At 48.9% G+C, this 26,500-nt stretch carries 22 protein-coding genes and 1 tRNA gene; 18 read left to right on the top strand and 5 right to left on the bottom strand.

What is annotated here, in order from left to right; genetic code table 11:
• Positions 1 to 97: 97 nt before the first annotated feature.
• From mltG to AC5FX6_RS11515, 5 genes are all read left to right on the top strand, one after another.
• Positions 98 to 1,168, top strand: a complete 1,071-nt coding sequence (gene mltG, locus AC5FX6_RS11535) for an endolytic transglycosylase MltG (RefSeq protein ID WP_493597205.1) — start codon at positions 98 to 100, stop codon at positions 1,166 to 1,168.
• A 130-nt stretch (positions 1,169 to 1,298) separates the two neighbouring features.
• Entirely contained in the window at positions 1,299 to 1,712 is a 414-nt protein-coding gene (locus tag AC5FX6_RS11530; RefSeq protein WP_493597204.1) for an acyl-CoA thioesterase, read from the top strand.
• Positions 1,709 to 2,683 carry a YihY/virulence factor BrkB family protein gene (locus tag AC5FX6_RS11525; protein WP_493597203.1) on the top strand — a complete coding sequence of 325 codons (975 nt, stop codon included), beginning with the start codon at positions 1,709 to 1,711 and terminating at the stop codon, positions 2,681 to 2,683. The genes AC5FX6_RS11530 and AC5FX6_RS11525 overlap by 4 nt, the downstream gene beginning before the upstream one ends.
• A gap of 172 nt (positions 2,684 to 2,855) precedes the next feature.
• A tRNA-Ser gene (locus AC5FX6_RS11520) sits at positions 2,856 to 2,940 on the top strand.
• 250 nt (positions 2,941 to 3,190) lie between these two features.
• Entirely contained in the window at positions 3,191 to 4,405 is a 1,215-nt protein-coding gene (locus AC5FX6_RS11515) for a site-specific integrase (protein WP_493597202.1), read from the top strand.
• A 1-nt stretch (position 4,406) separates the two neighbouring features.
• Here the strand turns inward: AC5FX6_RS11515 and AC5FX6_RS11510 are convergent, their stop codons facing one another.
• Entirely contained in the window at positions 4,407 to 4,661 is a 255-nt protein-coding gene (locus AC5FX6_RS11510) for a hypothetical protein (protein WP_493597201.1), read from the bottom strand.
• Positions 4,662 to 5,366: 705 nt separating this feature from the next.
• Positions 5,367 to 6,497 (bottom strand): sensor histidine kinase, encoded by a 1,131-nt coding sequence (locus tag AC5FX6_RS11505; protein ID WP_493597200.1) that lies wholly within the window; start codon positions 6,495 to 6,497, stop codon positions 5,367 to 5,369.
• 93 nt (positions 6,498 to 6,590) lie between these two features.
• Here AC5FX6_RS11505 and AC5FX6_RS11500 point away from each other — a divergent pair, with 93 nt between their 5' ends.
• On the top strand, positions 6,591 to 6,746 hold the full coding sequence (locus tag AC5FX6_RS11500) for a hypothetical protein (RefSeq protein ID WP_493597199.1): 156 nt from the start codon (positions 6,591 to 6,593) through the stop codon (positions 6,744 to 6,746).
• 29 nt (positions 6,747 to 6,775) lie between these two features.
• On the opposite strand, the gene AC5FX6_RS11495 is transcribed toward AC5FX6_RS11500, so the two are convergent.
• The 3 genes from AC5FX6_RS11495 to AC5FX6_RS11485 form a co-directional block, all read right to left on the bottom strand.
• A complete protein-coding gene (locus AC5FX6_RS11495; protein ID WP_493597198.1) occupies positions 6,776 to 7,513 on the bottom strand; it encodes a LytR/AlgR family response regulator transcription factor in 738 nt (245 codons plus the stop codon).
• Between the two features lie 533 nt (positions 7,514 to 8,046).
• Positions 8,047 to 8,850, bottom strand: coding sequence for a M57 family metalloprotease (locus tag AC5FX6_RS11490; protein ID WP_493597197.1), 804 nt, complete (start codon positions 8,848 to 8,850; stop codon positions 8,047 to 8,049).
• A gap of 182 nt (positions 8,851 to 9,032) precedes the next feature.
• Positions 9,033 to 9,485: a response regulator gene (locus tag AC5FX6_RS11485; protein WP_493597196.1), complete on the bottom strand. Its 453-nt coding sequence runs from the start codon at positions 9,483 to 9,485 to the stop codon at positions 9,033 to 9,035.
• Between the two features lie 662 nt (positions 9,486 to 10,147).
• On the opposite strand from AC5FX6_RS11485, the gene AC5FX6_RS11480 reads away from it, so the two are divergent.
• The 12 genes from AC5FX6_RS11480 (at position 10,148) to AC5FX6_RS11425 (ending at position 26,497) form a co-directional block, all read left to right on the top strand.
• Positions 10,148 to 12,586, top strand: a complete 2,439-nt coding sequence (locus AC5FX6_RS11480; RefSeq protein ID WP_493597195.1) for a TonB-dependent receptor — start codon at positions 10,148 to 10,150, stop codon at positions 12,584 to 12,586.
• A 59-nt stretch (positions 12,587 to 12,645) separates the two neighbouring features.
• A complete protein-coding gene (locus tag AC5FX6_RS11475) occupies positions 12,646 to 13,695 on the top strand; it encodes a hypothetical protein (protein WP_493597194.1) in 1,050 nt (349 codons plus the stop codon).
• A gap of 16 nt (positions 13,696 to 13,711) precedes the next feature.
• Positions 13,712 to 14,935, top strand: coding sequence for a lanthionine synthetase LanC family protein (locus AC5FX6_RS11470; protein WP_493597193.1), 1,224 nt, complete (start codon positions 13,712 to 13,714; stop codon positions 14,933 to 14,935).
• On the top strand, positions 14,925 to 16,106 hold the full coding sequence (locus AC5FX6_RS11465) for a lanthionine synthetase LanC family protein (protein WP_493597192.1): 1,182 nt from the start codon (positions 14,925 to 14,927) through the stop codon (positions 16,104 to 16,106). Before AC5FX6_RS11470 ends, AC5FX6_RS11465 begins: the two co-directional genes overlap by 11 nt.
• 15 nt (positions 16,107 to 16,121) lie before the next feature.
• Positions 16,122 to 17,039 (top strand): LLM class flavin-dependent oxidoreductase, encoded by a 918-nt coding sequence (locus AC5FX6_RS11460; RefSeq protein WP_493597191.1) that lies wholly within the window; start codon positions 16,122 to 16,124, stop codon positions 17,037 to 17,039.
• 1,323 nt (positions 17,040 to 18,362) lie between these two features.
• Positions 18,363 to 18,581: a class I lanthipeptide gene (locus AC5FX6_RS11455; RefSeq protein WP_493597190.1), complete on the top strand. Its 219-nt coding sequence runs from the start codon at positions 18,363 to 18,365 to the stop codon at positions 18,579 to 18,581.
• Positions 18,582 to 19,035: 454 nt separating this feature from the next.
• Positions 19,036 to 19,254 (top strand): class I lanthipeptide, encoded by a 219-nt coding sequence (locus tag AC5FX6_RS11450; RefSeq protein ID WP_493597189.1) that lies wholly within the window; start codon positions 19,036 to 19,038, stop codon positions 19,252 to 19,254.
• A gap of 473 nt (positions 19,255 to 19,727) precedes the next feature.
• Complete coding sequence (locus tag AC5FX6_RS11445; RefSeq protein ID WP_493597188.1) at positions 19,728 to 19,937, top strand: class I lanthipeptide; 210 nt, start codon at positions 19,728 to 19,730, stop codon at positions 19,935 to 19,937.
• A 442-nt stretch (positions 19,938 to 20,379) separates the two neighbouring features.
• Positions 20,380 to 23,550 carry a lantibiotic dehydratase gene (locus tag AC5FX6_RS11440; RefSeq protein ID WP_493597187.1) on the top strand — a complete coding sequence of 1,057 codons (3,171 nt, stop codon included), beginning with the start codon at positions 20,380 to 20,382 and terminating at the stop codon, positions 23,548 to 23,550.
• Between the two features lie 9 nt (positions 23,551 to 23,559).
• The gene (locus AC5FX6_RS11435; RefSeq protein ID WP_493597186.1) at positions 23,560 to 26,013 is read left to right on the top strand and encodes an alpha/beta hydrolase family protein; all 2,454 of its coding nucleotides are present in this window, start codon (positions 23,560 to 23,562) and stop codon (positions 26,011 to 26,013) included.
• 86 nt (positions 26,014 to 26,099) lie between these two features.
• A complete protein-coding gene (locus AC5FX6_RS11430; RefSeq protein ID WP_493597185.1) occupies positions 26,100 to 26,297 on the top strand; it encodes a hypothetical protein in 198 nt (65 codons plus the stop codon).
• A gap of 11 nt (positions 26,298 to 26,308) precedes the next feature.
• Positions 26,309 to 26,497: a hypothetical protein gene (locus AC5FX6_RS11425; protein ID WP_493597184.1), complete on the top strand. Its 189-nt coding sequence runs from the start codon at positions 26,309 to 26,311 to the stop codon at positions 26,495 to 26,497.
• Positions 26,498 to 26,500 lie beyond the last annotated feature (3 nt).

Raw genomic sequence — 26,500 nt, 5'->3', positions numbered from 1 at the left:
CAAAATTAGTCAGATAAGCAAGATTAGTGTTATTTTTGTAGCCTAAACTAAACAGGGCCGGAACCTAACATCCTTATCCGGACTTTTGAATTACATTATGGCTAACGAAGTCACTCCACGCAGACGCGTCAAAAAAGAGAAAAGCATGTGGATACCCGGTATTATCGTGCTGGTGCTGTTCCTGTTTGTAAGCTTTTCCTACTATGCTTACCAGATCGTGTATACGGCCAACGTAGACACCAAAGGGCAGGATACTTATGTTTACATACCCAAGGGTGCTAATTATAAGCAAGCCCTCGACTCAGTAGAGGCAACAGGCGTAATCATCGACCGCCTTTCGCTGCGCTTCATGGCCAAGCTCATGGACTATGATGAATTAGTAAAGCCGGGTAGGTATAAGATCGAGAATGGTTGGGGCAACCGGCAACTCATTGGTGTGCTGCGCCTGGGCGAACAGTCACCGCTCAAAATTACTTTCAACAACATTAGGTTGCGCAGCCAACTGGCCGAAAAACTGGCCGCCGCTGTAGAGCCTTCTGCTGCCGAGATTGACAGCCTGCTGAATGATCAGGAGTACCTGCAAACACTGGGTTTCGACACCGCAACAGTAGTGAGCATGTTCATCCCGAACACTTACGAGGTATACTGGACCATCACAGCGCCAGAGCTCATGCAGCGCATGAAAACCGAGTACGATCGCTTCTGGACGGCTGAGCGCAAAGCCAAAGCTGAGAAGATGGGACTATCCCCGAAAGAGGTCTCTACGCTGGCGTCTATTGTACAGGCCGAAACGATCAAAAACGACGAGAAGCCACGAGTGGCCGGTGTATACCTGAACCGTCTGCAGAAAGGCATGAAACTGGAAGCCGACCCTACTGTGGTGTATGCTGTGCGTGACTTTACCATCCGCCGTGTGCTGAACGTCCACCTGCAGCACGACTCGCCATACAACACATACCGCTATGCCGGCTTGCCTCCGGGCCCTATCAACGTGCCGGACATCTCCAGCATTGACGCTGTGTTGAATCCGGAAAAGCACAATTACATTTATTTCTGTGCCAAGGAAGACTTCTCAGGCTATCACAGCTTTGCAGTTACCCATGCCGAGCACATCGCCAACGCCCGCCGCTACCAAAGAGCACTAACCCAGCGGAATATCCTTAAATAATTGCTGATTGTTAATGGCCGATTGTAGTTTATATAAATTTGAGTAGGTATAAAATCCCCGAAACTCAAGCTAGCTAGTCACGCTGTACACTCCACAATCATTCTTTATCAACCAACAAACGACAATTCATATGTTCGAATCAGAAGTGCAGATACGCGTACGCTACGCCGAAACCGATCAGATGGGCTATGTTTACTATGGCAACTATGCTGCCTACTATGAAGTGGCCCGTACGGAGGTATTCAGAAGACTAGGTATACATTACAAGGAGATGGAGGCGACAGGCACGATGATGCCCGTACTGGAGCTCAAGTGTAAGTATATCCGTCCGGCCAAGTACGACGATCTGCTCACGATCAAGCTCTTTCTGAAGCACAAGCCGCATGGCTCGCGTATAAAGTTTGAGTACGAGGTGTATAATGAGGAACAGGTGCTACTGAATGTAGGGGAGACTACCATGGTGTTTGTGGACATGAAGTCAGGACGCCCGACGGCTATACCTGCGCTCATACACCAGAAGTTGGACGGATACTATAGCGAATGAAGCTAAACCAGCAATATCTGAAACGCCGCAGGGCGTATCGCAAGTTCATCGTGTTTCTGAAGAGGTGGCGTTTCAACAACGGCCAGTCTTCGGTATACGATGTGGCCGATGTGTTGCTGGGCGAACTCAGGCTGGACTCCATTACCAAGCGTGCTTCCTACATGGCCTTCAACTTTACGCTGGCCATTTTCCCGACCATCATCTTCCTGTTCACGCTCATACCTTACATGCCCAGCATCCTGTCACTGGACCTGGGGGAGAGCATTCTCAACTTCCTGGCAGACTTCCTGCCCGAAGAAATGTATACTGTGGCCTATGGTACGATTGACGATATCGTGAACAAACCACGAGGGGGACTGTTGTCTTTCGGTTTTCTCTTTGCCCTGATTCTGTCTACCAATGGCATTATGTCGCTGATGGATGCCTTTGATAAGAAGTATCATACCTTCTACAAACGGCCATACCTCAAAAAGCGGGTTATCGCTACGGTACTCACCATTGCCCTTTCCTCGATTCTGTTTCTGGCGGTGGCGGCCATCTTCTTCGGGCAATGGATACTGGATGTGTTGGTTTTCTACGAGATTGTAACCGAGAGCTATACCTATACCCTGATCGTGATGCTGAAGTATGTGGCCATTATACTGCTTTTTATGCTGGCTACTTCGCTGATCTATTACTATGTTCCTGCTATCCAGGACAAGTGGCCGTTTTTCTCAGCAGGTGCGGTTGTAGCTACTATTTTGATCTTTGTGGTGTCGATGATCTTTTCGCTTTACATCAGCGCTTTTGATACTTACAACAAATTCTACGGATCTATCGGGGCGCTCATCGGTTTGATGATCTGGCTCGACTTTGTGTCCATGATCCTGATTCTCGGCTTCGAGATCAACGTGAGTATCGATACAGTGACCAAACGACTAACCCGCAAAACGGCACAGAATGCTGAAAAAGCCACTTCAGCAGCGGCGTAACAGAAATTGAAGGTAAAATTCTCCAAAAGTTATTGTAACCAGTGACTATGCTCTAAAATTTTCCGCTTCAGAATCAGTTGCTTATGTTTTTATGGCCTGAACTCGTGAAAAATATTTGCGTATAGTTTTGAAAATTCGGCGCAGTACTATACTTTTGTGCACGATTACTTACAGAGAGTTGGCAGAGTGGTCGAATGCGGCGGTCTTGAAAACCGTTGACTGTAACAGGTCCGGGGGTTCGAATCCCTCACTCTCTGCTGGTAGTGATACCATAATCATCTAAAAGCCTGCAAATCAAGCGATTGCAGGCTTTTTTGTTTTGGTGTATACATCAAATTATTCACTTTTTCGCAGTATTGTGGTGAGTAAAGCGGTGAGTACACCAGAGCAATATTTTTACTCACCAGATTGTGTGTAACTTACTGGTAGTCAAGGTGTACAATCACGGTACATCTTGATTCGGTGTGACTGCAAGGCTAATTTTGTTTAACCTTAAAAGTCATTGCCATGAACATTAACATCAGTATTCTCCTCTACCTCAAGAAACCCAAAAACTATCTTTCAGGACCGGTGCCGATCTACCTACGCGTGACTGTAGCGGGAAAGCGCGCGGAGCTGGCGACTGGCAGAGCCATTGAGCCGGGCAAGTGGAATTCTGCTGCAGGCCGCGCCTTAGGCGCAAAAGAAGTGGTCAGGTCCCTGAATGCCTACCTGGACAGCCTGCAAGCCAAGCTCTTCGAGGCACATCGCCAGCTGATAGATGCCGATGCGCCGGTGACGGCAGAAAGCCTGAAGAATAAGTTTTTGGGGAGGGAAGAAAAGGGAAAGATGCTTGTTAAGGTATTTCAGGACCACAACCGGAGGATGGCAGATTTGGTGGGGAGTGAGTTCTCTCCGGGTACGCTGGAGCGTTACGCCACCTCCTTAAAGCACACACAGGACTTTCTTTTCTGGAAATTTGGGGTGAGGGATATCGATATTCGAAAAATAGACCATGCCTTCATTACCGATTATGAGCATTACCTGAGAAGTGTTCGCAAATGCTCGAATAACACGGCGGTCAAATACATCAAGAACTTCGGGAAAATCATCCGCATCTGCCTTGCAAATGGTTGGCTTGTAACAAGTCCGTTCATGAACTACAAATCTAAGATCAGGACCGTGGACCGCGTCTTCCTATCAGAAGAAGAGCTACAGCGGATGGCGGAAAAAGAGTTTCCATCAGAGCGTCTGGCTCAGGTTCGGGATATTTTTCTCTTCAGTTGCTTTACGGGATTGGCATACGTGGACGTGCAGAAACTACGTTTTACTGACATACAAAAAGGTATAGACGGGGAGCAGTGGGTACATAAGAACAGGCAGAAAACAGATACCCCTTCCCGCATCCCTTTGCTGCCAACCGCGCTCAGGATCATTAACAAATATAAGCAGCACCCGCAATGTATCCATGAAGGGAGGGTGCTCCCGGTGCCGAGTAACCAGAAGATGAACGCCTACCTGAAGGAAATAGCCGACGTGTGCGGCATCAATAAACAATTGACTTTTCATGCCGCCCGCCACACTTTTGCCACGACAGTTACACTTTTAAATGGGGTGCCCATGGAGAGCGTGTCCAAGATGCTGGGGCACACCAATCTCAAAACCACGCAGCACTACGCCAAAATACTGGATGTGAAAGTAGGGGAGGACATGCAAAGGCTTCGGGAGCGGCTGAAGCTGTGATTCACTTATTCATGGAAGAGTTACTTCGCTCCATGTAGGGCTGCCAGTTCACGATCAGCACCTTGTCCTCGGGCAGCAGTATATAGCAGTGGTCGTAGCAGAAGTGGTAGGTGTTGCCCTGGCGGCTGAGGTAGAGGTGTATGAAGTAGCTGAGGTCAGCCTGTCCTCTCAACCACTTATCGGTAAGTGGTTGTTTTACCCTGCTCTCAAAGGGACGAATTTCGATCCAATTCATTGAAAATTTGAGTTGCATCATGCAGAGCACATTTATGATCCTGCCCGTGATGCCGTTCCCGTTGTAGAAAGGGTGAATGCGCTCGAACTAGTAGTGCTGCATGGCCATCTATACTAGGATCGAAACTTCTTCCGGCTTTTCGTCGGGTAGATCTCCATGTTCAATATTAGGTCCTGGATCACATGCTTGTCATGCGGTGGAGTATAGATTGTCTCCCTTATTAAGTCGATCCTGATAATCGCCACAGCCTCGCCTCATTCTCTTCGAGGATAGCTTATAAGCGGCAGAGGCTGTTGGTACTCATGAGCCCGTGGATGGTTGCCTATCTATACCCGTATGGAAGCGCCTCCCAGTAACTCAGCACCTATTTTGTGGTTGGGACGGCCTAGATAGAGGTCTCTGTTAGGGCTTGGTAAAGCTTATCTTGGGACATAATGCGCATGATATACTGTCTCAGTGAACTGAGATTCTTTAGCATGTCTTTTGGGGATATACTGTCTGACTTTATTTATGATGAATAGATTTTAGTCATTTTTTAGGCTGCTGAACAGGAGAATATATAGTTTTACCGTCGTTTCCTTAGATGGTTAGCCTACCCTCTTTTTAGTTCATGTATCGCGAAATGTTAACATGGTGTTACTCTTTTAAATATAGTACTGGTAAGAGCGGATGTCTCCCAATTGAGACAAGAACCAAACGCTTATTTAACGAGCATACGGTCAGGCACTAATAAACGGTGGAAGCAATGGCTTGCTGCCCCAAGGCAGTTGCTTCCTTGCCCGGTATACTGTCAGTTACTGCCAGTCGCGTATGAAAAAGCCCTTTTGCGTCCGTCCATGCCTCGAAGCAGGCCCTGTCTCGATAGAAATAGTCTAATCGTCGCCGTATGTTATTCAAGCCAATCCGGTGTCCTTCCTGCTGCTGATGCAGGCACAGGTTCTCCGTGGTAATCAACAGTGTCTCGTCCTCATACCGTAGCGTGATCCGAGCCGGGCTTTCCGGCAGGAACAGGTTACCGTGCTTGAAGATGTTCTCCACCAGCGTCAACAGCACCAGGGGGATGAATTTTACGCCAAACAGAGTTTCTTCATACTGCAACTGGACATGAAACCGATGGTTGTGGCGCACCTGGTGTAAATAAATCAGGTTCTCCACCTGTTCCACCTCCTCCAGCAGGGGGACTTCCTGGTCTTCATGCCCACTCTCCAGGGCATAGCGCATCATCTGGGACAGGGAAAGAATAGTTTCGGCAGCCTCGGTAGATGTTTTGCGGACGCTATTGTAAATAAAGTTCAGCGTATTGAACAAGAAGTGGGGATTTATCTGTGCTTTGAGAAAAGCATGCTGGGATCTCATCAACTCACCCTGGAGTTGCTGTTTCTCAATCAGGTGAAGCAAATGTTCCTTTTCAGCCTGATCAGCCCGACGCCTTTCCTGCAGTGTTGTGACGAGAAAATAGTAGCCTGTCCCAAAGCCCATTAGGTAAACGGCACGCCACGTGGACCGCAGGCAGTAGTGGTAATCAAATTTGAACGGACGAATAAGTTCTATTCCCAAATAGTTGGTTAGGAGGTGTTCCAAGCTGTAGTTTACGGCAATGTAAGCGGTAACCTCTCCCAGGATTAACATCGGAAGAAACCAGTAATGGAGCTTTCCTTTCCGGAGAGCCCAGGGAAGGATGACGCTGGCGTGCAGGTAAAATAACCCGATGTTCACGGCATAATGTGCAGCATTGTCCCAAAAAGAGCCAAAGCTTTCCGTGATGGTACGCACCAGGAGCATCTCATATAGAATGAAAGCACCCCAGCATATAATATGGGTTTTATGTCGCGCGATATGATTCTGTAGAACTTGCATCGTAGAATTCAGGCTGTTGGTCTAACCGTTTGTCAGGTTGGTGTAATATTTTGTCAAGGTTAAAACGTCCTTTGTAACTTACATTTAAAAAATATGGAAAAACATCAACTCACACCGCTCACTTTGAATAAGAAAACGATTGTTATTTTTCCCGGAAACGGTGAGGGTAAGAACACGGACAGCACGGAACGGACCACCATTACCTTTACCATGACCTCCCTGCACACCATCCTCAGTAACAGGAAGTAGAAGCCTTTACCGAACGCATGGTCTAGTACCTAACGGCCGGACAGGATAACCCGCCTGGCAATGTAATCCTGTATGTCCTGCCGGAATGTTTCCCCGATAGGCACTTCCAAGTGATTGGTGAGCAGGACCGTGCGGCCTGCCACGCGTTGTATGTGTTGCTTTGCGATGATGAAGGATTTGTGCACCCGGATAAAATTGCCGGAAGCATTTAACGTGTTTTCCATCTCCCGCATGGTTAGGTAAGCGACGTGCTTTTGCGTTATGGTCGTAATTTTAACATAATTTTTCAGTCCTTCCACCAAGACAATATCCTCCGGGGATATTTTAACATACTTGTTTTTTTGGTCACTTTTGATAAAAAACGAGGTGTCTTGGCGAGTAGGTGGACGTGCTGGCTCTTCCCGACGCTTCAGCAGCATATCAATGGTCATGGCAAACTTATTCATCCCGATAGGCTTTAGCAGGAAATGGTCCGCGCGTACCTCAAAAGCCTCCACGGCATACTTTGAGTGGGCCGTCGTGAATACCAGGAAAGTGGTCAACGATCGGAGGGACTTTGCCAGTTCCATGCCGGAGAGGCGGGGCATGTCAATGTCGATGAAAATAAAGTCGTAGTTTTCCTCTCCCTGGCTTTCCATCAGCGCGGCTACCGGGTCTTGGTACGTTTTTGTCAGTTGTAGCCGGGGAATGGCCTGAATGTAATCGGACAGGAGCTCAATCGCATGGCTTTCATCATCAATCACCATACAGCGGTAAGTCTGTGTCATAGGCAGTATCCTGTGTTTGTTCTCAATGGTATGTTTATCTAAGACGCGACTTGTTGTAAAGTTTCTCTTTTCAGGAATAAAACGGGTTATCCCGAAGGAAGCAGCGTCAGAAGCTAGGGTAATATAAAAATTATTATGCTGATAAAGTACTTTTTGCGGAATATAACATAGGGTAGCCGGCTCCTGTCAGTCCTGCTCTACCTGAATCGGTCAGGAGCCGGCCGCTTTTGAAGCCATTGGCGTTCTATTCGATGAGGAGGTGTGGCAGCGACTCTGGTCTTCACCCATGGCAAGACATGGGTGAAGACCACGCTGGTGTAAGCTGTCGGCCATGGTAATTCGGAAAGTTTACTCATGAAAGCAGGAATTGCATACCGGCAAGCTTAAGACGAGACAGCCCTGCTATCTGTCGACTGTCGTTCCCGCACACTACAATAAAGGCACGTACTTTTACCTCTTTCTGAAAAACCATCACAAAAAAAGCACAGCCCCCTATGGGGGACTGTGCTTTCCATACGATTCAAGTTAACAGACTACTGGTACAGGTATCTTAGGGCTGTTCTGTCGTTGGAGTTGAAGTAGCGGTTCACGCCCGTGCCGATACAGGCCAGCATCCATGAGTTAGGATCGGCGCCTGTCGGCGTGCCCGGGATGTGCACGGCACCTACAGTAGAGGCACCCTCGTTGTAGTACGAACCACCGCAGCTGTAGGCTCTGTTCATGTAGTCGGTGTGGCGGAAACCAATGGTGTGGCCGATCTCGTGGGCCAGAATCGTGGCCAGGTAGTTGGTGCCCGGGTTGGAGCCCAAGTAGTCTGAGTTCACCACCACGGAGTTGTACGGGTTGCCACCGGAAGGGAAACCGGCAGAGGCCAGGTACGAAGCACCGCTTGGCGCCTTCGATACCAAGATGTTGTAACCGGAGGACACGCGGCGGAACTTCAGGCGAAGGTTCTCTGCGTTGAAGCGGCGGATAGCTTCGTCCAGCGCTGTTACATAAGAAGAAGGCAGGCTGGTGGTGATGGCCACGTTGATCGTGCGGCTAGTACCCACACTTACCAGGTTGTTGGTGCGGTACTGCTCCTCTTCACCCACGCGCAGGGCAGTGGTTTCAGAAGAAGCTTGCAAGTCGCTGTCAGAGAAGAAGATGTCACCTTCCACAATGTAGCCACCCTCCGTGCGCTGCACATTGTCCGTGTTGAAACCCATCTCTGAGATTTTGGCCATGGTGAGGGGGGAAATCTCGTTGGCTGTTACTTCTTCCTCTTCATTCTGGCAAGAGGAGAAACCAAACATGACCGCCAAGGCCAGGAGCGAAAGTAAACGTAATTTTTTCATAAGGAACTGGTTTTAAGTGAGATGATGATTTGATTACGAGTAAGTTGCAAAAGGATTTCGGTGGTTGGTAATTTATTACACGAACTCCCGGGATCGTAGGACAAACACGCTACAATTCTTGATTCTCTGTGGTATTGTATGCGGCGGTAAACAACTCTGCCCTGCTTTGCGAAGTGCCGGGGTTAGACCGATGGAGGGCTGCTGCCTTGCTGGAAACGCCGAACCAATGCCTGGAAAGGTAAGGTAAAATATGTGCCATCGGCAATCAGGGTTTCAAGGGCGTTGCGCAGTTCATCAGGGTCCGTATTCTTGAGTACAAACCCGCGAACACCATATTCCAGAAGTCGCCAGATGACTATCGGGTCACATTCCGAGGAGAGCATCAGGATCTTTAACTGCGGGTAGTGCCTCGCAAGCCATGAGGCCGTTTCCAAGCCATCCATAACGGGCATGCAGATATCGAGCAGGACGAGGTCCGGTAATCGCCTGGAACCGAGTTGAAGCACCAGGTCTTTCCCGTGCGCTGCCTCAATGGTAACGGAAAAGCCGTTCATTCCATTAATTAAGGCGACCATTTCCCTGCGAAAGCGCGGGTGATCGTCCACTAAGGCTATGTTACAAATGACTGGATGCATGGTGCGTTCCTTTTACTGGGTACTGAACCTGGGTGGTGATAGGCGGCATGCTGCCATTGCCTTAAGGAAAGGGACAATACTAGCCAGAAGATACGGCGCTCGGTCTTTTTTTACACCAACGCTAACCTGTCTGGGACAAAGGGGATGTTATGGCCGGAGGCCTCCCTGTATCTCTGCAGTGAAAGAGGGCTACTGGGTAGCCTGTTGTTTCCAAAGGCCTATACCAGCTTTTTTTCAACTGCCATCTCAGCCGGAAATCTTGAGTGAATCTTGTATCAGCTGCGGCATTTATAAAGGTCTTCGGGGGCAGCTCAGGCGGCAGGCTGCGGAGCATATGCCAGCTTGCCTTTCAGGGTATCTACCAGTTGCGTGCATGACCTGAAATCATGCTGCGGAATGCCGGGTTGGATGATAAGTATAATTAGAGAAGCGTTGCCCTCGCTACCCGATCAGTAGTATGTGAAAACCCGCTTTCTCCCAAGCCACTAACTTTCAGCAGCAGCCTGACGCTTACTTTGTCTAAGGCTTTGACAGGTTAGTCTAATATTCTTTCTATTTCTTTCCATCCGTGCTTGCTTTAAACCATAAATCGCGGACAGGGTGCGGATCTGATGCGAATCCGTCTCATTCCGGTGCTTAATTGAAACCTTAAACAATACAGTATGAAAACGAGAGAAAGATTCCAGGCGATGAAGTGCTGGCTTTTGCTTATCACGGGGCTCTCCCTAGTGGGCTCTCTGCAGGCCCAGCATGTGATTTCCGGCAAAGTGCTGGAAAAAAACAATAGTGGCGTGCCCTTTGCCTCGGTTACCCTGCTAAAGGCCAGTGATAGCACGCTGGTGAAGGGGGCAATGACAGGGGAGGACGGTCACTTTCAGTTAATGCAGCCTGTGCCGGGAACATATTTCCTGGCAGTATCCTATGTGGGATTCTCCAAACACCGCAGTGAGGTTTTCTCATACGCCGGACAGGAGCTGGAGCTTTCCCCCATCATCCTGCAGCCAACGTCTAATACTTTGGGGGAGGTGACCATCCAAGCGGAACGTCAGGTGGTTCAGCGAAAGGCAGACCGTTATGTGATGGACGTGACGGCCAGTTCTTTTCAATCGGACAACCTGATTGATATTTTCCATGCTTTGCCCTTTGTGCAGGTAAAAGGAGAAGAAATCACCATTAATGGCAAAGGAGGCGTGTTGATCCTGCTGGACAATGTGCAGATGCCGGGCGCCACGTTGAGTACCGTCCTGGAGACCATGACAGGAGACGAGGTAGAAAAGATCGAGTTTATCACAAACCCCTCTGCCCGCTACCCGGCCAGCGTCGGAACCGTGATCCAGATCACAACCAAAAGATCCAAGCAATACGGTATGACGGGTTCTGCCCGGCTTACTGCCTCTCAGGGCAACAGGGGCAGGGTTCTCGGAGGCACCTCCCTGACATTTCGGAGAGAGAAATGGGTGGCCAATGTGAACCTGAACCATACTATGGGAAACGCACTGTCAGAGAACAACGGCTACCGGGTTCTGCGATCAAACGGACAGCGCGTGGTCCTGCACCAGGACCTGATCTCCTCTTTCAACACACAGAAGCCCTCCCTGCGTGGAAGCTTTGAGTATACCCTCAATAAGAACAATACGTTGGGTGTGCAAGCCTCCACTGCCTATAGCAGGACAATGGATAACAGCCTGACGCAGAACAGAATTCGTTTCTCGCCCGAAGTAAACGGAGCGACCGACTCCCTGCTTTCCACTGACTTCAGGGATTACGGCCACAGCCTGTTACAGAATTACAGCGCCTACTACAAGCACAAATTCGGTAAGATGGGCAAGTCCTTTGACCTGATTTTTACCTATACGCCGGTAGAGCGCAGGGAAAACACCGAAATGCTTTTCCAGGAATTGCTGAACCCGCAGGGGGGGCTGATCCGGCCTTTGCGTACCGTTCGGAACACCAATGCGAGCCAGGCCGATATCCTTGTAGGACAGATGGATTGGGAACTCCCTTATCAGAATGACTGGAATATTTCCACAGGCGCCAAAGTGACGCACTCCAAAAATAACACCCGGCCCACGCAGGAAGTGCTGTCCGATAGAGGGTTTGTCCGGGAGGAGGAGTTCAGCTTCCGGAACAACTTTGAGGAAAGTATTCTGGCGGGATACGCCTCCGTGAACAAAACGGTCAACAAAAAAACCCAGATCAATGCGGGGCTGCGGACAGAGTATGCCTTGATGCAGGTAGATAATCTGACAACCGGTGCCAGGGTGGTGGATCGGAACTTCCTGGATTTTTTTCCGAACCTGATGGTCAATTACACGCTCTCGAATGATCTGCAGGTCACTGCAAATTATAGGGCTACCATCCAACGGCCGGGATTTCAGTCGTTAACGCCGTTCAGGACCTACCTGGATGACTTTACCATCACGGAGGGAAATCCGGCCTTGCGCCCTAAATACACTAGTTCTTACGCATTGAATACCGTCTACAAGGGCAATCTATACCTTGAGATGGAGTACAAAAGTGAAAAAGATATCTATACCCAGCTGCCGGAGGCGGTAGGGGACATCACGATTTGGAAGGACCGGAATTTTGACCTTAGCTCCTACAGCCTGGTCGGAAATTACAGCTATCGTTTCACATCCTGGTGGTCTGGAAGCGTGTTTGCCTACGGAGCTGTTTTTGAGGCGGCAATCGATTCAAAGGATTTCAACAAGGTGACCATACCACGTAGCCTCTACCATACTTTTGGACTGGAGAATACCTTTTCGCTTCCGGCGGGCCTGCGACTGGAAACCTCTTTCAAATACACGGGCCCCTTCCGCTACGGGATGATCGATATCGTCTCCAACAACTATTCCCGCATTGCCTTGAAGGGAGACCTGCTGGATAAAAAGCTGCAGTACACATTGGCTATAACGGACCTATTTAGAGGTGATGTGACAGGGGGGGCGATTAACGCGTTCAACGTGGAGACCAACCTGGTGAATTACTATGATGCCAGGAGAATCCAGCTTGGTCTGGTCTATCGGTTCGGAAAGAATACGGTCAAAGATGTTCGAAGCAAGAAAATGGGGAATGAGGATGTACTGGACCGGGTAGAGTAGTAGAAGACGTCTATTCTCCAGCTTTTTAAGCCCTTCAAATACCTTTTACTACACATAATATGGAACTACTATATAAGCTTAATACAGCAATCACTGAAAGTGACAGGAAGTTTAAGTATGCAAAAGTGCTTACATTTCTTCAAAACCAGGAAGTAGATGCGTTGGGGCTTTCCGCGGATTTAAAAGGGTTGTATGATCAGTATAGTGAGCAGATTAGAGCAATCAACGGGGAAATGTTCAGACCGCAGGCGGATTACCAACAGATTCTGGCAAATCTCCACGCCGTGGAGCAGGAGGTACACCAAGATAAACGATTGACTCCTGCCTTAAGGAAATATATAGCAGTGCAGATATTCCCTAAAACAGCCTATTGCTATTACAAGCTAAAGGATTTATCACAGGCTGAGCACTATTTGGAACAAAAGTTCCGGCTTGGGATTGAGCTGGTGAAGGAGGGGAATTTTTTCGAATTCTATGACCTGTTGGAGCAGGTGCTCAATCGTAACAAGGTGTTGCTTGCCCAGAATAGGATGGGTGAATGTATCCAACACTGGGCTGAACTGTTCAGTTTCCTGCTAAATGGGAACAGTTCCAGTTGGCCGTTTTTACACGTTGACATTTCCTTTACGGAGTCAGGGCTCTTCAAAATACTGAAAGAGTACACCGTGTTTAACTTCCTGAATGTCTATATCAATGACTATATGAAGTTTAATGTATACCCCAATCCTTCCGTCATATTCTCTCCCTGGTACAGTGACATGGAGGTGAATACAACCGAGAGACTGGCCATTTACAGGTATATCAATCTGCAGGAACGCGCACCTGAGACTCCGCTTGACAAATTTATCGGCGAGGTAGTTGAATTCACGCAGCTTTTTGAGAATAAGAACTACTTGAACCTGAGGTGTTCCCTGATCGCCTCCCTGGTTGATAAGCTGGAAGGGGCTGCCATACCCGCACAACAGAAATCTGTCCAGGCTGCTTTCCTGATTGATTACCTGAAGGGTCTTACTACTGGAATTGTATGGGTCCACAAGTTGACTGCCAGACTTGAAAAACTGGTGTCGGCACAGGGAGTCCTGGCAAAATGTATTGAAAAAGAGCGCTAATAAACTTCAACTGTCAATGATGAACGAACTACTTGTAAAGGAGCAGGTTCCGGTGTCAGCTGTTTCACAGGCTGAACTGAGTTCCTTGCTAACCAGAATAGAAGCCAGTGTAAGCAGCAATATCGCACACTTAGAAAATTCCACGTTGAGCAGTGGTTGGTTAGGAGCCTGTCTTTTTCACTGCCAGTACGCGCAGTTTACCGGCAACGACCTTTATTTTGAAAAAGCTGAAACGTACCTGGATAAAGCGCTGGAACGGATTGATTACAAGTTCTACAAAAGGATTTATCCCACAGACTCATACGATGCGAACATAGCAGGGCTAGGCACTTTTCTGCTCAAATCCGCTGAGCAGGGGTATCTGAAGTTTGATGCAAGTTCCTGGCTGGAATATATTGAGGGTACCCTACACTTGCTCTGCAAAAATAAACTTGAACAAGCGGATTTTAGTATTTTTTCAGGCGCCTTAGCCACAGGTAATTTCCTGTTGTCAGCGCCGGACTCAGCCCCTAATCAACAACTACTCGCTGAGATAGTGGAGTCCATTGAGCGCCATGCGATACCAGATCCATCAGGGGGGATATACTGGACCAGTCCCAGACTGCATAACAAGGTCTACCTGGGAATAAGCCATGGCAGCTGTATGATCATCTCCTTCCTATGCGGTGTGTTTGATCGGGGATTACTAAAGGACAAATGCCAAACACTTATTGAGCAGGCGGCCGCGTTTGTTTTGAAATGCAAGCGAAATAATCCCAAAGGATTGTTTCCCCATGTTCTGGGCGAAAGGGTTCAGGATACCCAGTTCAGCCTATGCTACGGCGATTTGGGCGTTGGGTACGGCCTGCTGAAAGGAGGTCTTACAATACGTGATGAAAACATAGTAGCTGCAGCCAGAGAAGTACTGGAAAGATGCCTGGAAAGAACCTATGAGGATGGGCTGACCTACGATGGCAGTATGACGTATGGCGCCTCGGGAGTGGCCTATTTGTTTCGGAAGCTTTCAAAACTGGATCCAGCGGAAGCGAAATACCACCAAGCCTACCAGTATTGGATTCAACAAATTCCCCGCTATGCAATGGGAAGAAACGATTTTTGTGGATTTCGGTCTTTCTTCAAGCCTGAATCCGGCCTGTTCAACCTGTCTTATGGGTGGGGAATCATTGGGATAGGGGTTGCCGTGATGCAATTTCTTAATGAGGATCTTCCTACCATTGAAGGGATTAACCATGGTATATAGTATCAGTGAGGCAAGCGTCACGGTAGAGGAAATCGCCGGGAAGCTGGAGGATGTAAGTGTTTACGATCCGAACGAGTCAGATGCGCTGTATATGGGCAATTTAGGCAAAGTTGTCTCGCTTCTGACATTGTCAGAGTATTACCAAGATGCTGCATTCGGCAGCCGCGCGGTAGAGGTTTTCAAAGCGGTCACCGGGCGGGTAGGGGATGAGCAAGGAATAAAATTTACAACCGCCATGAGTAACGGATTGAGCGGGTACGGTTACACGCTGATGCTTTTGCAGAAGAGTGGCATTCTGGCGTGTGATCAACAAGCCCAATTGCTTCTTGACTGGACCAGTGAGAAGGTTTACGAGAAAGCAAAAGCTGAGATTGAGACTGGTAACTTGGATCCTATGTATTCTGCTATGGGTGGCCTGTACTTTCTATCGAAGTCCGTCTGCGTCAAGCCTTCGAATGCGGCCTACTGCATAGAGCTAGTGCAGCTACTGGAAAGTCGGGTACAGGAAGATGCGCATGGGAAATACATCGCGAACAGAAGGTACCAGCGGGAGGGGACGTATGTGATCAATACCGGGTTGGCGCACGGTATCTGCGGAATGATTCTGGTCCTGGTTGCTACCTATCAAGCTTTTCCTCATGCTCCTGTCGAAAGGCTGATAAAGCTGCTTTTGGACTACCTGAAGCAACTCTACATACCTTATTCCGAAACAGAGGAAGACTTTCTGTTCCCACGTTACGTGACGGATGAAGGAATCCCCTTGTGTCAGCCCAGGAAACTCAACTTAAACATTGGTTGGTGCACCAGTGACCTTTCGATTGCCTATGCTTTCCTAAAGGCTGGAGTTAGCTTGAAGCATCAGGAAACAACAGCTTATGGTAATCTGCTGCTTTCAGATTTTTTGAAATTTGATCAAATCAGATTGCCTATTTATGAACCCAATTTTTGTCATGGTTTTGCTGGTTTCTCGTGGCTCTTTACGAAATGCTATGAGTTGACGAAACGATCCGAGTGTCTGGACGCTGCGCAGTATTGGCTCCGAAGATCCCTGGCAAATCCGTATGCTGTAGACAACAATAACCTGTTGGATGGGAGTCAGGGGGTTTACAATGTAATCCTGCAAAGCACCGGTATGAAACGACAGCAGTGGGATGAAGTCTTTTTTTTATAAGGGGAGAATAAAAGTATGAAAATAAGTCTATTAGAATTTGGAGAGGGGGATTCCAGGTCAAACAGCCTTGTCCGTCTAAGCAATGTGTTTGACTACGCGATGAAAGCTGATGAACTTGAGTTTAACAGATTCTGGTTAGCGGAGCATCATCTTAACAACAGAAAGCGTGCCTGGTGCAACCCAGTAGCGATCGTGCCGGTGATTGCAAGCATCACACAGCAGATAAGAGTGGGAACAGGGGGGATCTTATTGAAGATTCACGATCCGTTTGATACAGCCTCCCAATTTAAGTTGTGGAATAACATTTATTCAAACAGGATCGATCTTGGCTTGGCGAATGGAGGCACATTAAATATCGAATCGCTTCACCATTCCGGCCATCCCAGCCCGACTTTTGATGAAAGGTTCAGCAGTATCATTTCTTACTTTCATGAGGAGGAGAAGCTACGGGATCAAAGCATTGTTATTCCTCCCTATCAGGGTACTGTTCCCGAGGTTTGGGCTTTGGGTGCATCCGCCCGCGGCTTCTACCGGTCCCTCCTGCATGGCACCAATTATGTTAGGTCAATTTTTCATGAGCTGGCCGAACTTGAACCACAGAAAGAAATTTTTGAGAGCTTTAAAATAGATTTCGAGCAAAGGCACGGAAGAAAAGTAAAGACCATGCTCTCCATTTCCGGGAGTTGCTTGAGAAACGAAAGACGTCTGAAGGAATTGCGCACTGAAGCTGATAAGGATGATAAAAACCACTTCATAGGAACAGTTGCGTATTTTGAAGACAAGCTGCCAGAGCTATTGCAGGAATACGGGGCGGATGAAATTCTGTGGAGGGACATGAATAAAAACGTAGAAGAGAAATTTGAATCCCTTGAATTACTGTCCGCGTTCCTTACTAAGGATGAGCCGGAAGAGGAATGCTGCCTACAAGCTTAAAGGGCTTCCCGGATTCAGTTACTGCCTGTAGGAATGTACACCTAAGTGGCAGGGCGTTTCCCTCGACACTAGCCTTTTAAATTATAGTTCTGTGTAATCCTGACCAGTTACCTGTAGGTATCGCCTTTCCCAGGCACTGTTTTCTATTCCTTGTTGGCTGCCACTATAGCCAGCGGACAGGATTGGAGTATGTTTTGAATCATCCACTGGCGGGCTAGCCCATTGTGGTCTTGCCCCAATTTTACTACATCCTCCAATTAAATAGCTTCTTTTAACCGCTCTATCCGCTATTGACTTAGGTCCCCCGGGCTGCTCTTGCTAAAGAATCTCCTTCTTTTAGCACGCTTATCCAGCGCTTTTTATCTTAGAATGCGCTAAAAAAAGCATAGTAAGGTGCTTTCCTGTATCCGTGTCTGAGATGCACCCGTTTCCTGTCCGGTTTTTATATGGAATTGCCAAATAAAGCCTTTGGGAGCGGATGAAGGATCAGGGGCCTTCTTTCCATATCCAAACCGGTATCAACCGGATTCAGCGGGTCTGTTTCAGCCTGATCCGTTTATGATGGAGGCAGGGTATTTTCCGTTTTCAATATTAGTAAGTCTGTGGTTGTGACGTTGATGAAAGATTGGTCTGGGAAAGGGTGCTCCTTCTCAGGTGTGGAAGCAAATTGGTCCAGATGTCACTAACGTTACTGCGAGAACAAAAGCCGCTTTCACTCCTCTTGTGGGATTGCTTTTGATACATCTCCCCTTGCCTTTCTCTGGCAGACGGGTATGCGATTTCCTGATTCCCCCGTTTCTGACTCCGCCTCTTTTCAATAAGTGTCTTGCCATCTTCAATCGGTACCTGTGTTAAATACCTCGTCATATTGCGGCTGCTTTTAGGGAGCTGCATCAAGCGTTTTGTACTATCCGTTGCTGCATCGTGTATTAAAGGTCCAATAGGTTTCCTTCACTTTAAATTCTACCTGGATTTACCACAGCTGGTTAGGCCCTAGTCGCAGACCTTTAGACTCTGGTGTACACTACGCGGAAGATGAAGTAAATGCAATCATGCATCGACAGTGCTATATGGCTTTCTGTTTGAATAGCAAAGGCAGACAGGGTAGCAGCATCAGGGTGCTGTCAATATAAAACCAATTCATTCCATATTTTTCATAGAAAATGAGTTTAGACGAAGTTGAAATACGCGCAAACCGCCACTTTGTCTAAGGCAGGGGCGGGTACGTCTAAAGAGTTGCCGCGCCAGAAATGCAATGCCTACCTTTCAAGTGTTAATTGATCAATAACAGGAAATATTTTTAACCCTTAAAAACGAATTAAGATGAAAAAGAAGAACGTAAGCCCCCTGAACCTGGACAAGGAAACAATCGCGCGACTGGACCAAAAGCAGCTGGACGCCCTGGCGGGCGGCGCCGGCGATCCGGATAGCGGCGACGAGGCCACCTGCTTTTTTGCTACTAGGAACACTATCAAAAGCGAGGATGAACTGGAGCCGGCAGATCCGGGCGTTGCTGCCGACTGCTGCATCACAAAAGACTAGTTAGCGCAAGCTTTCTCGAGGACTTTCCTTAAAGAGTTCGGGGCATCACGTTCCGAACTCTTTTGTTTTTATCCCAACCCCTGTCAAGATCGTAGGGCGTTCTGCCAACTAGGTATGGACTGAGTGGCTTGCTGGTGCTGCAGCCGAAATCGCCCACCGGAGTGGAGCCTTCTTCCTGTTTGCCTTGGTTGGGACAACTGATTTAACCGTCTTATGCTTAGGGTAGCAGAGTTTAAGGTATACCGTGTAAGCGCTGTCCGACCTGGATGGAACAGACGAGATTTTTCAGAGAAAGTGGATTTAGACGAAGTTGAAATACGCGCAAACCGCCACTTTGTCTAAGGCAGGGGCGGGTACGTCTAAAGAGTTGCTGCGCCAGAAATGCAATGCCTACCTTTCAAGTGTTAATTGATCAATAACAGGAAATATTTTTAACCCTTAAAAACGAATTAAGATGAAAAAGAAGAACGTAAGCCCCCTGAACCTGGACAAGGAAACAATCGCGCGACTGGACCAAAAGCAGCTGGACGCCCTGGCGGGCGGCGCCGGCGATCCGGATAGCGGCGACGAGGCCACCTGCTTTTTTGCTACTAAGAACACTATCAAAAGCGAGGATGAACTGGAGCCGGCAGATCCGGGCGTTGCTGCCGACTGCTGCATCACAAGAGACTAGTTAGCGCAAGCTTTCTCGAGGACTTTCCTTAAAGAGTTCGGGACATCACGTTCCGAACTCTTTTGTTTCCATCCCGACCTCTCAAGGAGCGTGGGAGAGGGCAGCCGAACGGACTTGGTGATGGGTGACTTACCTGTTCTGGCTCTGGGCTAGGTCTTACCCCAGTGATGCCCTTTAGTAGTTAGACTACTAGCCAAATACTAATATAGGATAGCGGCTTCAATCTAATGCATGCTCTGCCATCCGGAGAGCACCCGGCATGCCCTATAAGCGATGTACAGCATAGATGGGGCCGTTCCAGTTGCTTAGAAGGGGTGGGCCAGAAAAAGAAGAAGTACGCCTGAATCGGGGCTTTGTCTAAGGCAGGGGCGGGTACGTCTAAAGAGTTACCGCAACGAAGCTTTTGTGGCTACCTTTCAAGTGTTAACTAATCGATAACGGGAAATACTTTTAACCCTTAAAAAGGAATTAAGATGAAAAAGAAGAACGTAAGCCCCTTGAACCTGGACAAGGAAACAATCGCGCGACTGGACCAAAAGCAGCTGGACGCCCTAGCGGGCGGCGCCGGCGATCCGGATAGCGGCGACGAGGCCACCTGCATTATCACCATAAGACCTAAGGAGGGAGAGGAGCTGCCACCGATTCAGCCCACTGCTACCGACTGCTGCGCTTCCTACAGATAATGCTGTGATTTAAGAATATTATAAGCTACCGGTGCGTGATAATTTGAAATAATCCTTATTTCTGGAATGTGGCAGCTCAGCCAGAGGCTGGCCCATTGGCAAGACAGAAAAACAAAGCTGGTACCGAACCAAAGTGCCTGTACGGAAACAAAAGGAGGCTGACGGGATATGCAAGCTGGCACAAAGGAACGTGCATTGCAAACGCCAGTTAGGCACCTAAAGGGCATGCAGGTTGTGCTGCTTTCCTACCGGCACAGGCGGCGGTTGGGTGCCGACCTGCCAGACAGCAGCATTACATGGATATTCAATCTACACCATCATCTTCTCTGATAATGCGCAAAGGCCGGATTTAAACTGCATTCATCAAGTAGAGTAGTGCCAGCATGTAATCAGCTTGCTGTGCAGGAAAACGCCCTTTATTAAGATTAAACAAAACCTGGTTATGAAATTATTTCATTCTTTAGAGTATTACCTGTTAAGAACTTCAGCCCTCCCCATCGAGGAGTCTTTTGAATTCATGGAGAGCGGAGGAAGTCCGGCCCTGCAGAATATTAGTTGCAAAATTTCAGAACCCTTCATCAGAAGCGCATTTTTCCTGGCTTCCCCGGATTTTACGAAGGCGCTCGATAACTTCCTGGCAAGTGGGAAACCCTTTTCAGTTAACGAAAAAATAATAAAGTCCTTCTACAAGTACTATGTCCGCATGAGCAGTCGCTGCACACCCTTCGGGCTGTTTGCAGGATGCGCCATTGGATCGTTTGGTACGTCTACCCGGATCGAATTCGGAGAAGACAAGCTCAGGACGATCTCGCGGCTTGACATGTATTACGTATCAGCACTTTCGGAATACATCAACAGAATCCCAGGCATTAAAAGGCAGCTCCTGTTTTACCCGAATGAGACGCTTTATGCAACCGGGAATGATTTCAGGTATATTGAATTCTCCACTTTCAAATCTACCCGGAAGTATAGGCTGTCCTCTTTTAAAAGTAACAGTATTATTCGGGATATTTTGCTGTTGGCGCAGACGGGTGTTACCTACCCAGCCCTGATCCAGTCTTTAACAGACCAGAACTTTGAGGAGGCGGAAACGATCAGGTTTGTAGATAACCTGATTGAGTCACAGATCCTGGTAAGTGACTTACTGCCCTCCATCACAGGGAAGGAGTATTTCGGCCTGCTGATCGAGCGGCTGAAAGCACTAGAGGATACCGGTCAGCTGGTTACTGACCTGGAAACCGTAAATCAGCTAGTGAAGTCCGGCAATTGGACGGAGGAGTCGAGCGAGAAGGTAAAAGGTATACTGAGCAAGTATGTGCCTACCCAGACGAAAGACATTGTGCAGACGGACCTGTTCTTCAATACCAGGCAGAACTCCATCAGCAGTGGCGTCATCAAGGAAATTGCTGACCTGGCAGGAAGATGCATGACCCTGCAGCCTTTCGGACAGGCTCCCGGCTTACGTCAGTTTATTACGAAGTTTGAAGCGAAGTACGGAGAGCAGGAAGTACCTTTGCTGGTAGCTTTGGATTCAGAGAATGGTGTTGGCTACAACGTGACAGACCCCGGAGCTTCTGCCTTCATGCCCCTGTTGGAGAATATTCATGTGCCGCCAGGCAGGCAGGCACGCAATACTGCCTGGGGGGCGGACAAAGACCACGCGTTGCGCCTCATTCTGGATGCGATCCAAACGGGAAGCAGGCTGGTCGACCTGCAGCATTCAAAAGTTGACGCCGCGGTAAGCGACAGGAAATCAAATCTGCCGGCTAGCATGTTCCTCTTTGGAAGCCTGTTGGCAGGATCTTCCAAAGAACTGGATGAAGGCAATTTTCAGTTTTTACTCAGTAGTGCCAACGGCCCTTCAGGAGCCAATCTCCTGACACGTTTTTGCCATGGGGATGAGAAACTGGAAGCGAGTGTCAAAGAGACGCTATACGCGGAAGAGCGCTTGCATCCGGACGTGATTTTTGCTGAGATCGTGCATCTGCCTGATGGCAGAACCGGGAATGTAATCATGCGTCCTACCGTGCGGGCCTATGAGATACCGATTCTGACACAGCCTTCCGTTGAGGATGACTTTGTCATCCGACTGTCGGACCTGACAGTTTCAGTTAGCAGTGGGATGGTAGTATTGCGTTCAAAGAAACTTAAAAAGCAAATCATTCCCAGGCTCACTAATGCACATAACTATGTGCAGGGGCTCCCCATTTACAAGTTCCTGTGTGATCTGCAGAACCAGGGAATGGACAGTTTGCAGCTTTGGAACTGGTCTGTCTTTAAACATCAGCCTTTTCTGCCACGGGTACAATATGGGAAGATAATTTTGAGCCGGGCAACCTGGAATCTGAAAAAATCAGATTTCCTGAAGGCAACGCGCCAGGATTCCACGCAATCCTATTTCGAAGAGTTGCAAAGCAAGTTTTGCATTCCAGATAAAGTGGCCCTGGTGGAGGGGGACAATGAGCTCCTGTTAAGCATGTCCTCGCCGCTTAGCCTTCAGATTCTTGCAGATAAGCTAAAGAAAAGAGATGTTATCCTACAGGAGTTTCTGTTTACGCCCGACAATTGCTTTATCAAGGACGAACGGGGAAGCTATACCAATGAACTGGTTATTCCATTCTTTACACAGCATGAAACCGCGACGGCCGAACGGCGGGCGCAGCCGACGCCACCGTTTGCTGAAACTACAAAGCGCGACTACCACCTGGGAGAGCACTGGCTGTACTTTAAAATCTTTTTGGGAAATAAGACCGCTGACAAAATCCTTATTGAGGCCATCAAGCCCCTGGCCGAGACCCTCCTGATTGATGGGGTGATCGAAAAATGGTTTTTCATCCGATATGACGAGCATGGCCATCATTTACGGGTCAGGTTTTTTAACGGGAGCAACGAAAAGTTCTGGAGTACGGTCATTGACCGCATGAAATTCCTGCTGCAGCCTTTCCAGGAGAACGGGCTGATCCACAAAGTGCAGATTGACACCTATCAGCGTGAGCTGGAAAGATACGGCAGTCATACCATGGAGTTAAGTGAGAGCCTGTTCTTTTTCGACAGTATCGCCGTCACAGAGTTTTTAGAGCTCATTGACGGCGACAGTGGTGAGGAGTACAGGTGGCTGTTCGCCCTACTGAATGTAGACCGCTTGCTGGACGATTTTGGACTGTCCTTATATGAGAAGTTTCAGCTCATGAGCCAACTACGGGAGTACTTCTACCAGGAGGCGAATAAAGGGAGCCAGTCGAAGCGGCTATGGATCAGTTTGAATGATGGTTACAGAGCAAAGGCAGCGGATATCCGGGAGCTGCTGGATCACAACAGGCATAAACAGGAGGACGTGTGCGAGGCGATCGACTGTTTCAAGCGCAGGTCAGAACGGAACAGGCTGGTGACGAAGGATATTGTGGATATTCTGAAACAGGCCCACAACCAGAAGGAGGTTTCGCTGTCCAGCCTGATCAGCAGTCATGTCCATATGACACTGAACAGGACCTTTATTGCCAAGCAGCGGATTCACGAAACCGTTATCTACCATTACCTGGCCAAATATTATGATTCTAAAATAGCCAGGGAAGCAAGTGCTTCCAGGAAAAAAAATGAAGAAGTCACCGCATAAAGAAAGAACATGATGCAACGTAGCGCCATTAAAATGCTTTTTTCAGTGTTCCTGTGGAGTGTCTCCTTCTCCGGTCAGGCACAAAACTCCCTTGCTTATCAAAAACCTACCAGGGCCCTGGATGAGTTGATTAACCTGCCGACAGAGCCGGTCATGAGCCTGAGCCCTGACAGGAGAATTATCTTACTCTGTAGCTATGACCGATTTTTATCCAGTCCCCAGGGAGGGGAGAGGCGGACTGTAACATTGGCTGGAGTCAAGTTTGACACGCATTCCAACCTGCCCGCAGACAAGTCATGGTATACTGCCATCTCGTTCAAATACGCCAACAGGGATTCTGCGACCTACCCCATCAAGGGATTGCCTGCCCATCTTCAGTTAGTGGACTATAAATGGTCCTATGACAGCCAGCACTTGGGCCTGGCCGTCCTGGAGGAGAAGGGGGTGCGACTGTGGGTCGTGGATATCAAAACCCGGAAAGCGAGAAGAATTTACGAGGGGTACCTGAACTTTTCACTTGTTGAAGAAGAACTCTTTGCCTGGCTCCCCCAGGAAAAGGCCATTGTTTTTGCCGCAATTCCGGATAGGGGACAAGCCGAACCCATGGCATCGTCCCGCAAGCCCGCCATTTATGAGAATGACAGGCACACCTTGCCCCAGCGGACCTACCAGGGGCTGCTGAAGAGTGAGGCGGATGAGGCGCTTTTTGAGTATTACGCCACAACACAGCTGAAAAAAGTGGATTTGAAGGGAAGGGTGTCAAATGTAGGGAGGAGCGGAATTATCGCCAGCTTTGCGCCTTCCCCGAATGGGAAGTACCTCAAGGTGCATTATGTGAAGAAACCTTATTCGTACACGCTGACCTACCACCGTTTTCCTTCAGAGGTCGTTCTCCTTGGAAGGGATGGGAAAGAAGTCGCCAGAAAAGAGCTTTCCGCCGTGATCCGGCCGCTGGGCAGGGACGCGGCCTACCAGGTGCCCCGGGATTTTGCCTGGAGAACGGATGTAGGCGCGACATTGACCTGGGTCGAGGCAAAAGATGGAGGAGACCCGAAAATCGAAAGCAGGGAGAGAGATCAGTTATGGGCCTGGCAGGCGCCCTTCGATAAAGCCCCCCGCCTGCTGCAGGCGAGCAGCCTGCGGGCGGAGACCACCTACTGGGTGAATGATTCCCTGGCAATTATGGTAGAGAAATGGTGGGCAAACAGATCGGTCAACTGGCTGCTTTTTAATCCTTCAACAGGCAGAACACTTGATACCCTGATGATTTCTGGGAATCAGGGGCCGACGATCGATCCGGGAATACCGGTGCAGGTGAAAACCGCGGGGCTGAAAAAGCTGCTGTTCCAGGACGGTAGCATCTTCCTTTCCCGGAAAACACAGAATGAGAAGGGCGAGGTGGTGCCCGTATTGGAGAAATTCCACCTTACCCGTAAACGCAGCGAAGAGATCTGGCGGTCCAGCGCGCCCTATTATGAGTACCCGGTTGCGTTTGAAAACGGCCCCGGATCCACGACCTGGATTATGGCCCGGCAGTCCAGAACCATCCCGAACAATCTGGTGCGGCTTGATCTGGAAAATCTGCGCGAGGAAGTGTTGACTTACAACAGCGACAAGCTGTCGCTGTTAAATACATCCCTGGTTAAGAAGGAGCTTTCCTTCCTCAGGGGTGACAGCATCCCGCTGCAGGCTACCTTGTATTATAACAAAGACAGTGTGCGGGATGATCGGCTGATGGGATGCCTGATTTATGCCTACCCGCTAGATTATATACGCCCTGCCGATGCCGGGGCAGTCACGGCTAACCCCTACCGGTATGAAGCTAACCTGTCCCTGCAAAAATTACTGGCCTTGTCTGGATACGCTGTATTGGATAATACCTCCTTCCCGATCATAGGGCGGAAGGGGAGTCATCCCAATGATACGTATTTAGAGCAGATCGAACTGAATGCGCAGGCAGCCATCGGGGCTGCGGGGAAAACGGGGCTCATCGATACGGGGAAGGTAGCGGTCATAGGACATTCCTACGGGGCCTTTATGGTGGCCAACCTGCTGACCCACACCAATATGTTTAAAACCGGCGTGGCCCTGAGCGGGGCTTACAACAGGTCGCTTACACCCTTCGGTTTCCAGCGGGAGTACCGGACATATTGGGAAGAACAGGCCCTCTACCACCGGCTATCGCCGCTTCAGAACGCTGACAAGCTGGCCCATCCCATCTTGCTTTTCCATGGGGAGCTGGATGAGAATCCAGGTACGCATTATAGCCAGTCTGAGCAGTACTTCGCCGCTTTGAAGGGCTTAGGCAAGACGGTGCGTTTCGTATCGCTGCCGGGTGAGCCGCATTCTTATGGTTTGCGGGCCTCTTACCTGCATATCCTCTGGGAAGTTGACCATTGGTTGAGGAAACACTTCCGGGAGGATTCGGCTCTCAAGGCCTCCAGTTGGACGGATGAAAAATAGCCTTTGTCTAAGCCTTCCTGACTGTTGGTCTAATAAAATTCTTTTTTGACCAGTTCTTCATCAATTTAATCGAAAAGAAAGAAAACATGAAAAAGCTATTCAACTTCAAAAGCAAGCGCAAAGGTCTGGGAGACTTTCACGCGTTGTCCGTCGAAGAGTCGGAGGCAAACCGATTGAGCGGAGGCTTCAAGGAATACAAGCCGACCATCTACAGTTCGGACAAGCACCAAAGCGTGCGGATAAAGGTCAGTCAACTGTTGAGTGGCATGGAGGAAATAGTATAACCTAAACGGATATGAAAAAGAGCAAAAAAGTGAAAGACAGGAAAACGATCGAAGAGCTCAAGCGGTTGCGCCTGTTTGGCGATGCCGAGGGACAGGAGCAAAACGAAGACACGGACCTGGACAACCTGGCGGGTGGAAACGCCGGCCCCACGGTGGAGACCCACTGGCCGACCACGACAAACAAATTTCCTAATCAATAGCGC

It is taken from the genome of Pontibacter sp. LHS2 (assembly GCF_058932845.1).
The sequence above is the reverse complement of the archived record's forward strand: the minus strand, read 5'-3'. Positions and strand labels throughout refer to the sequence as shown.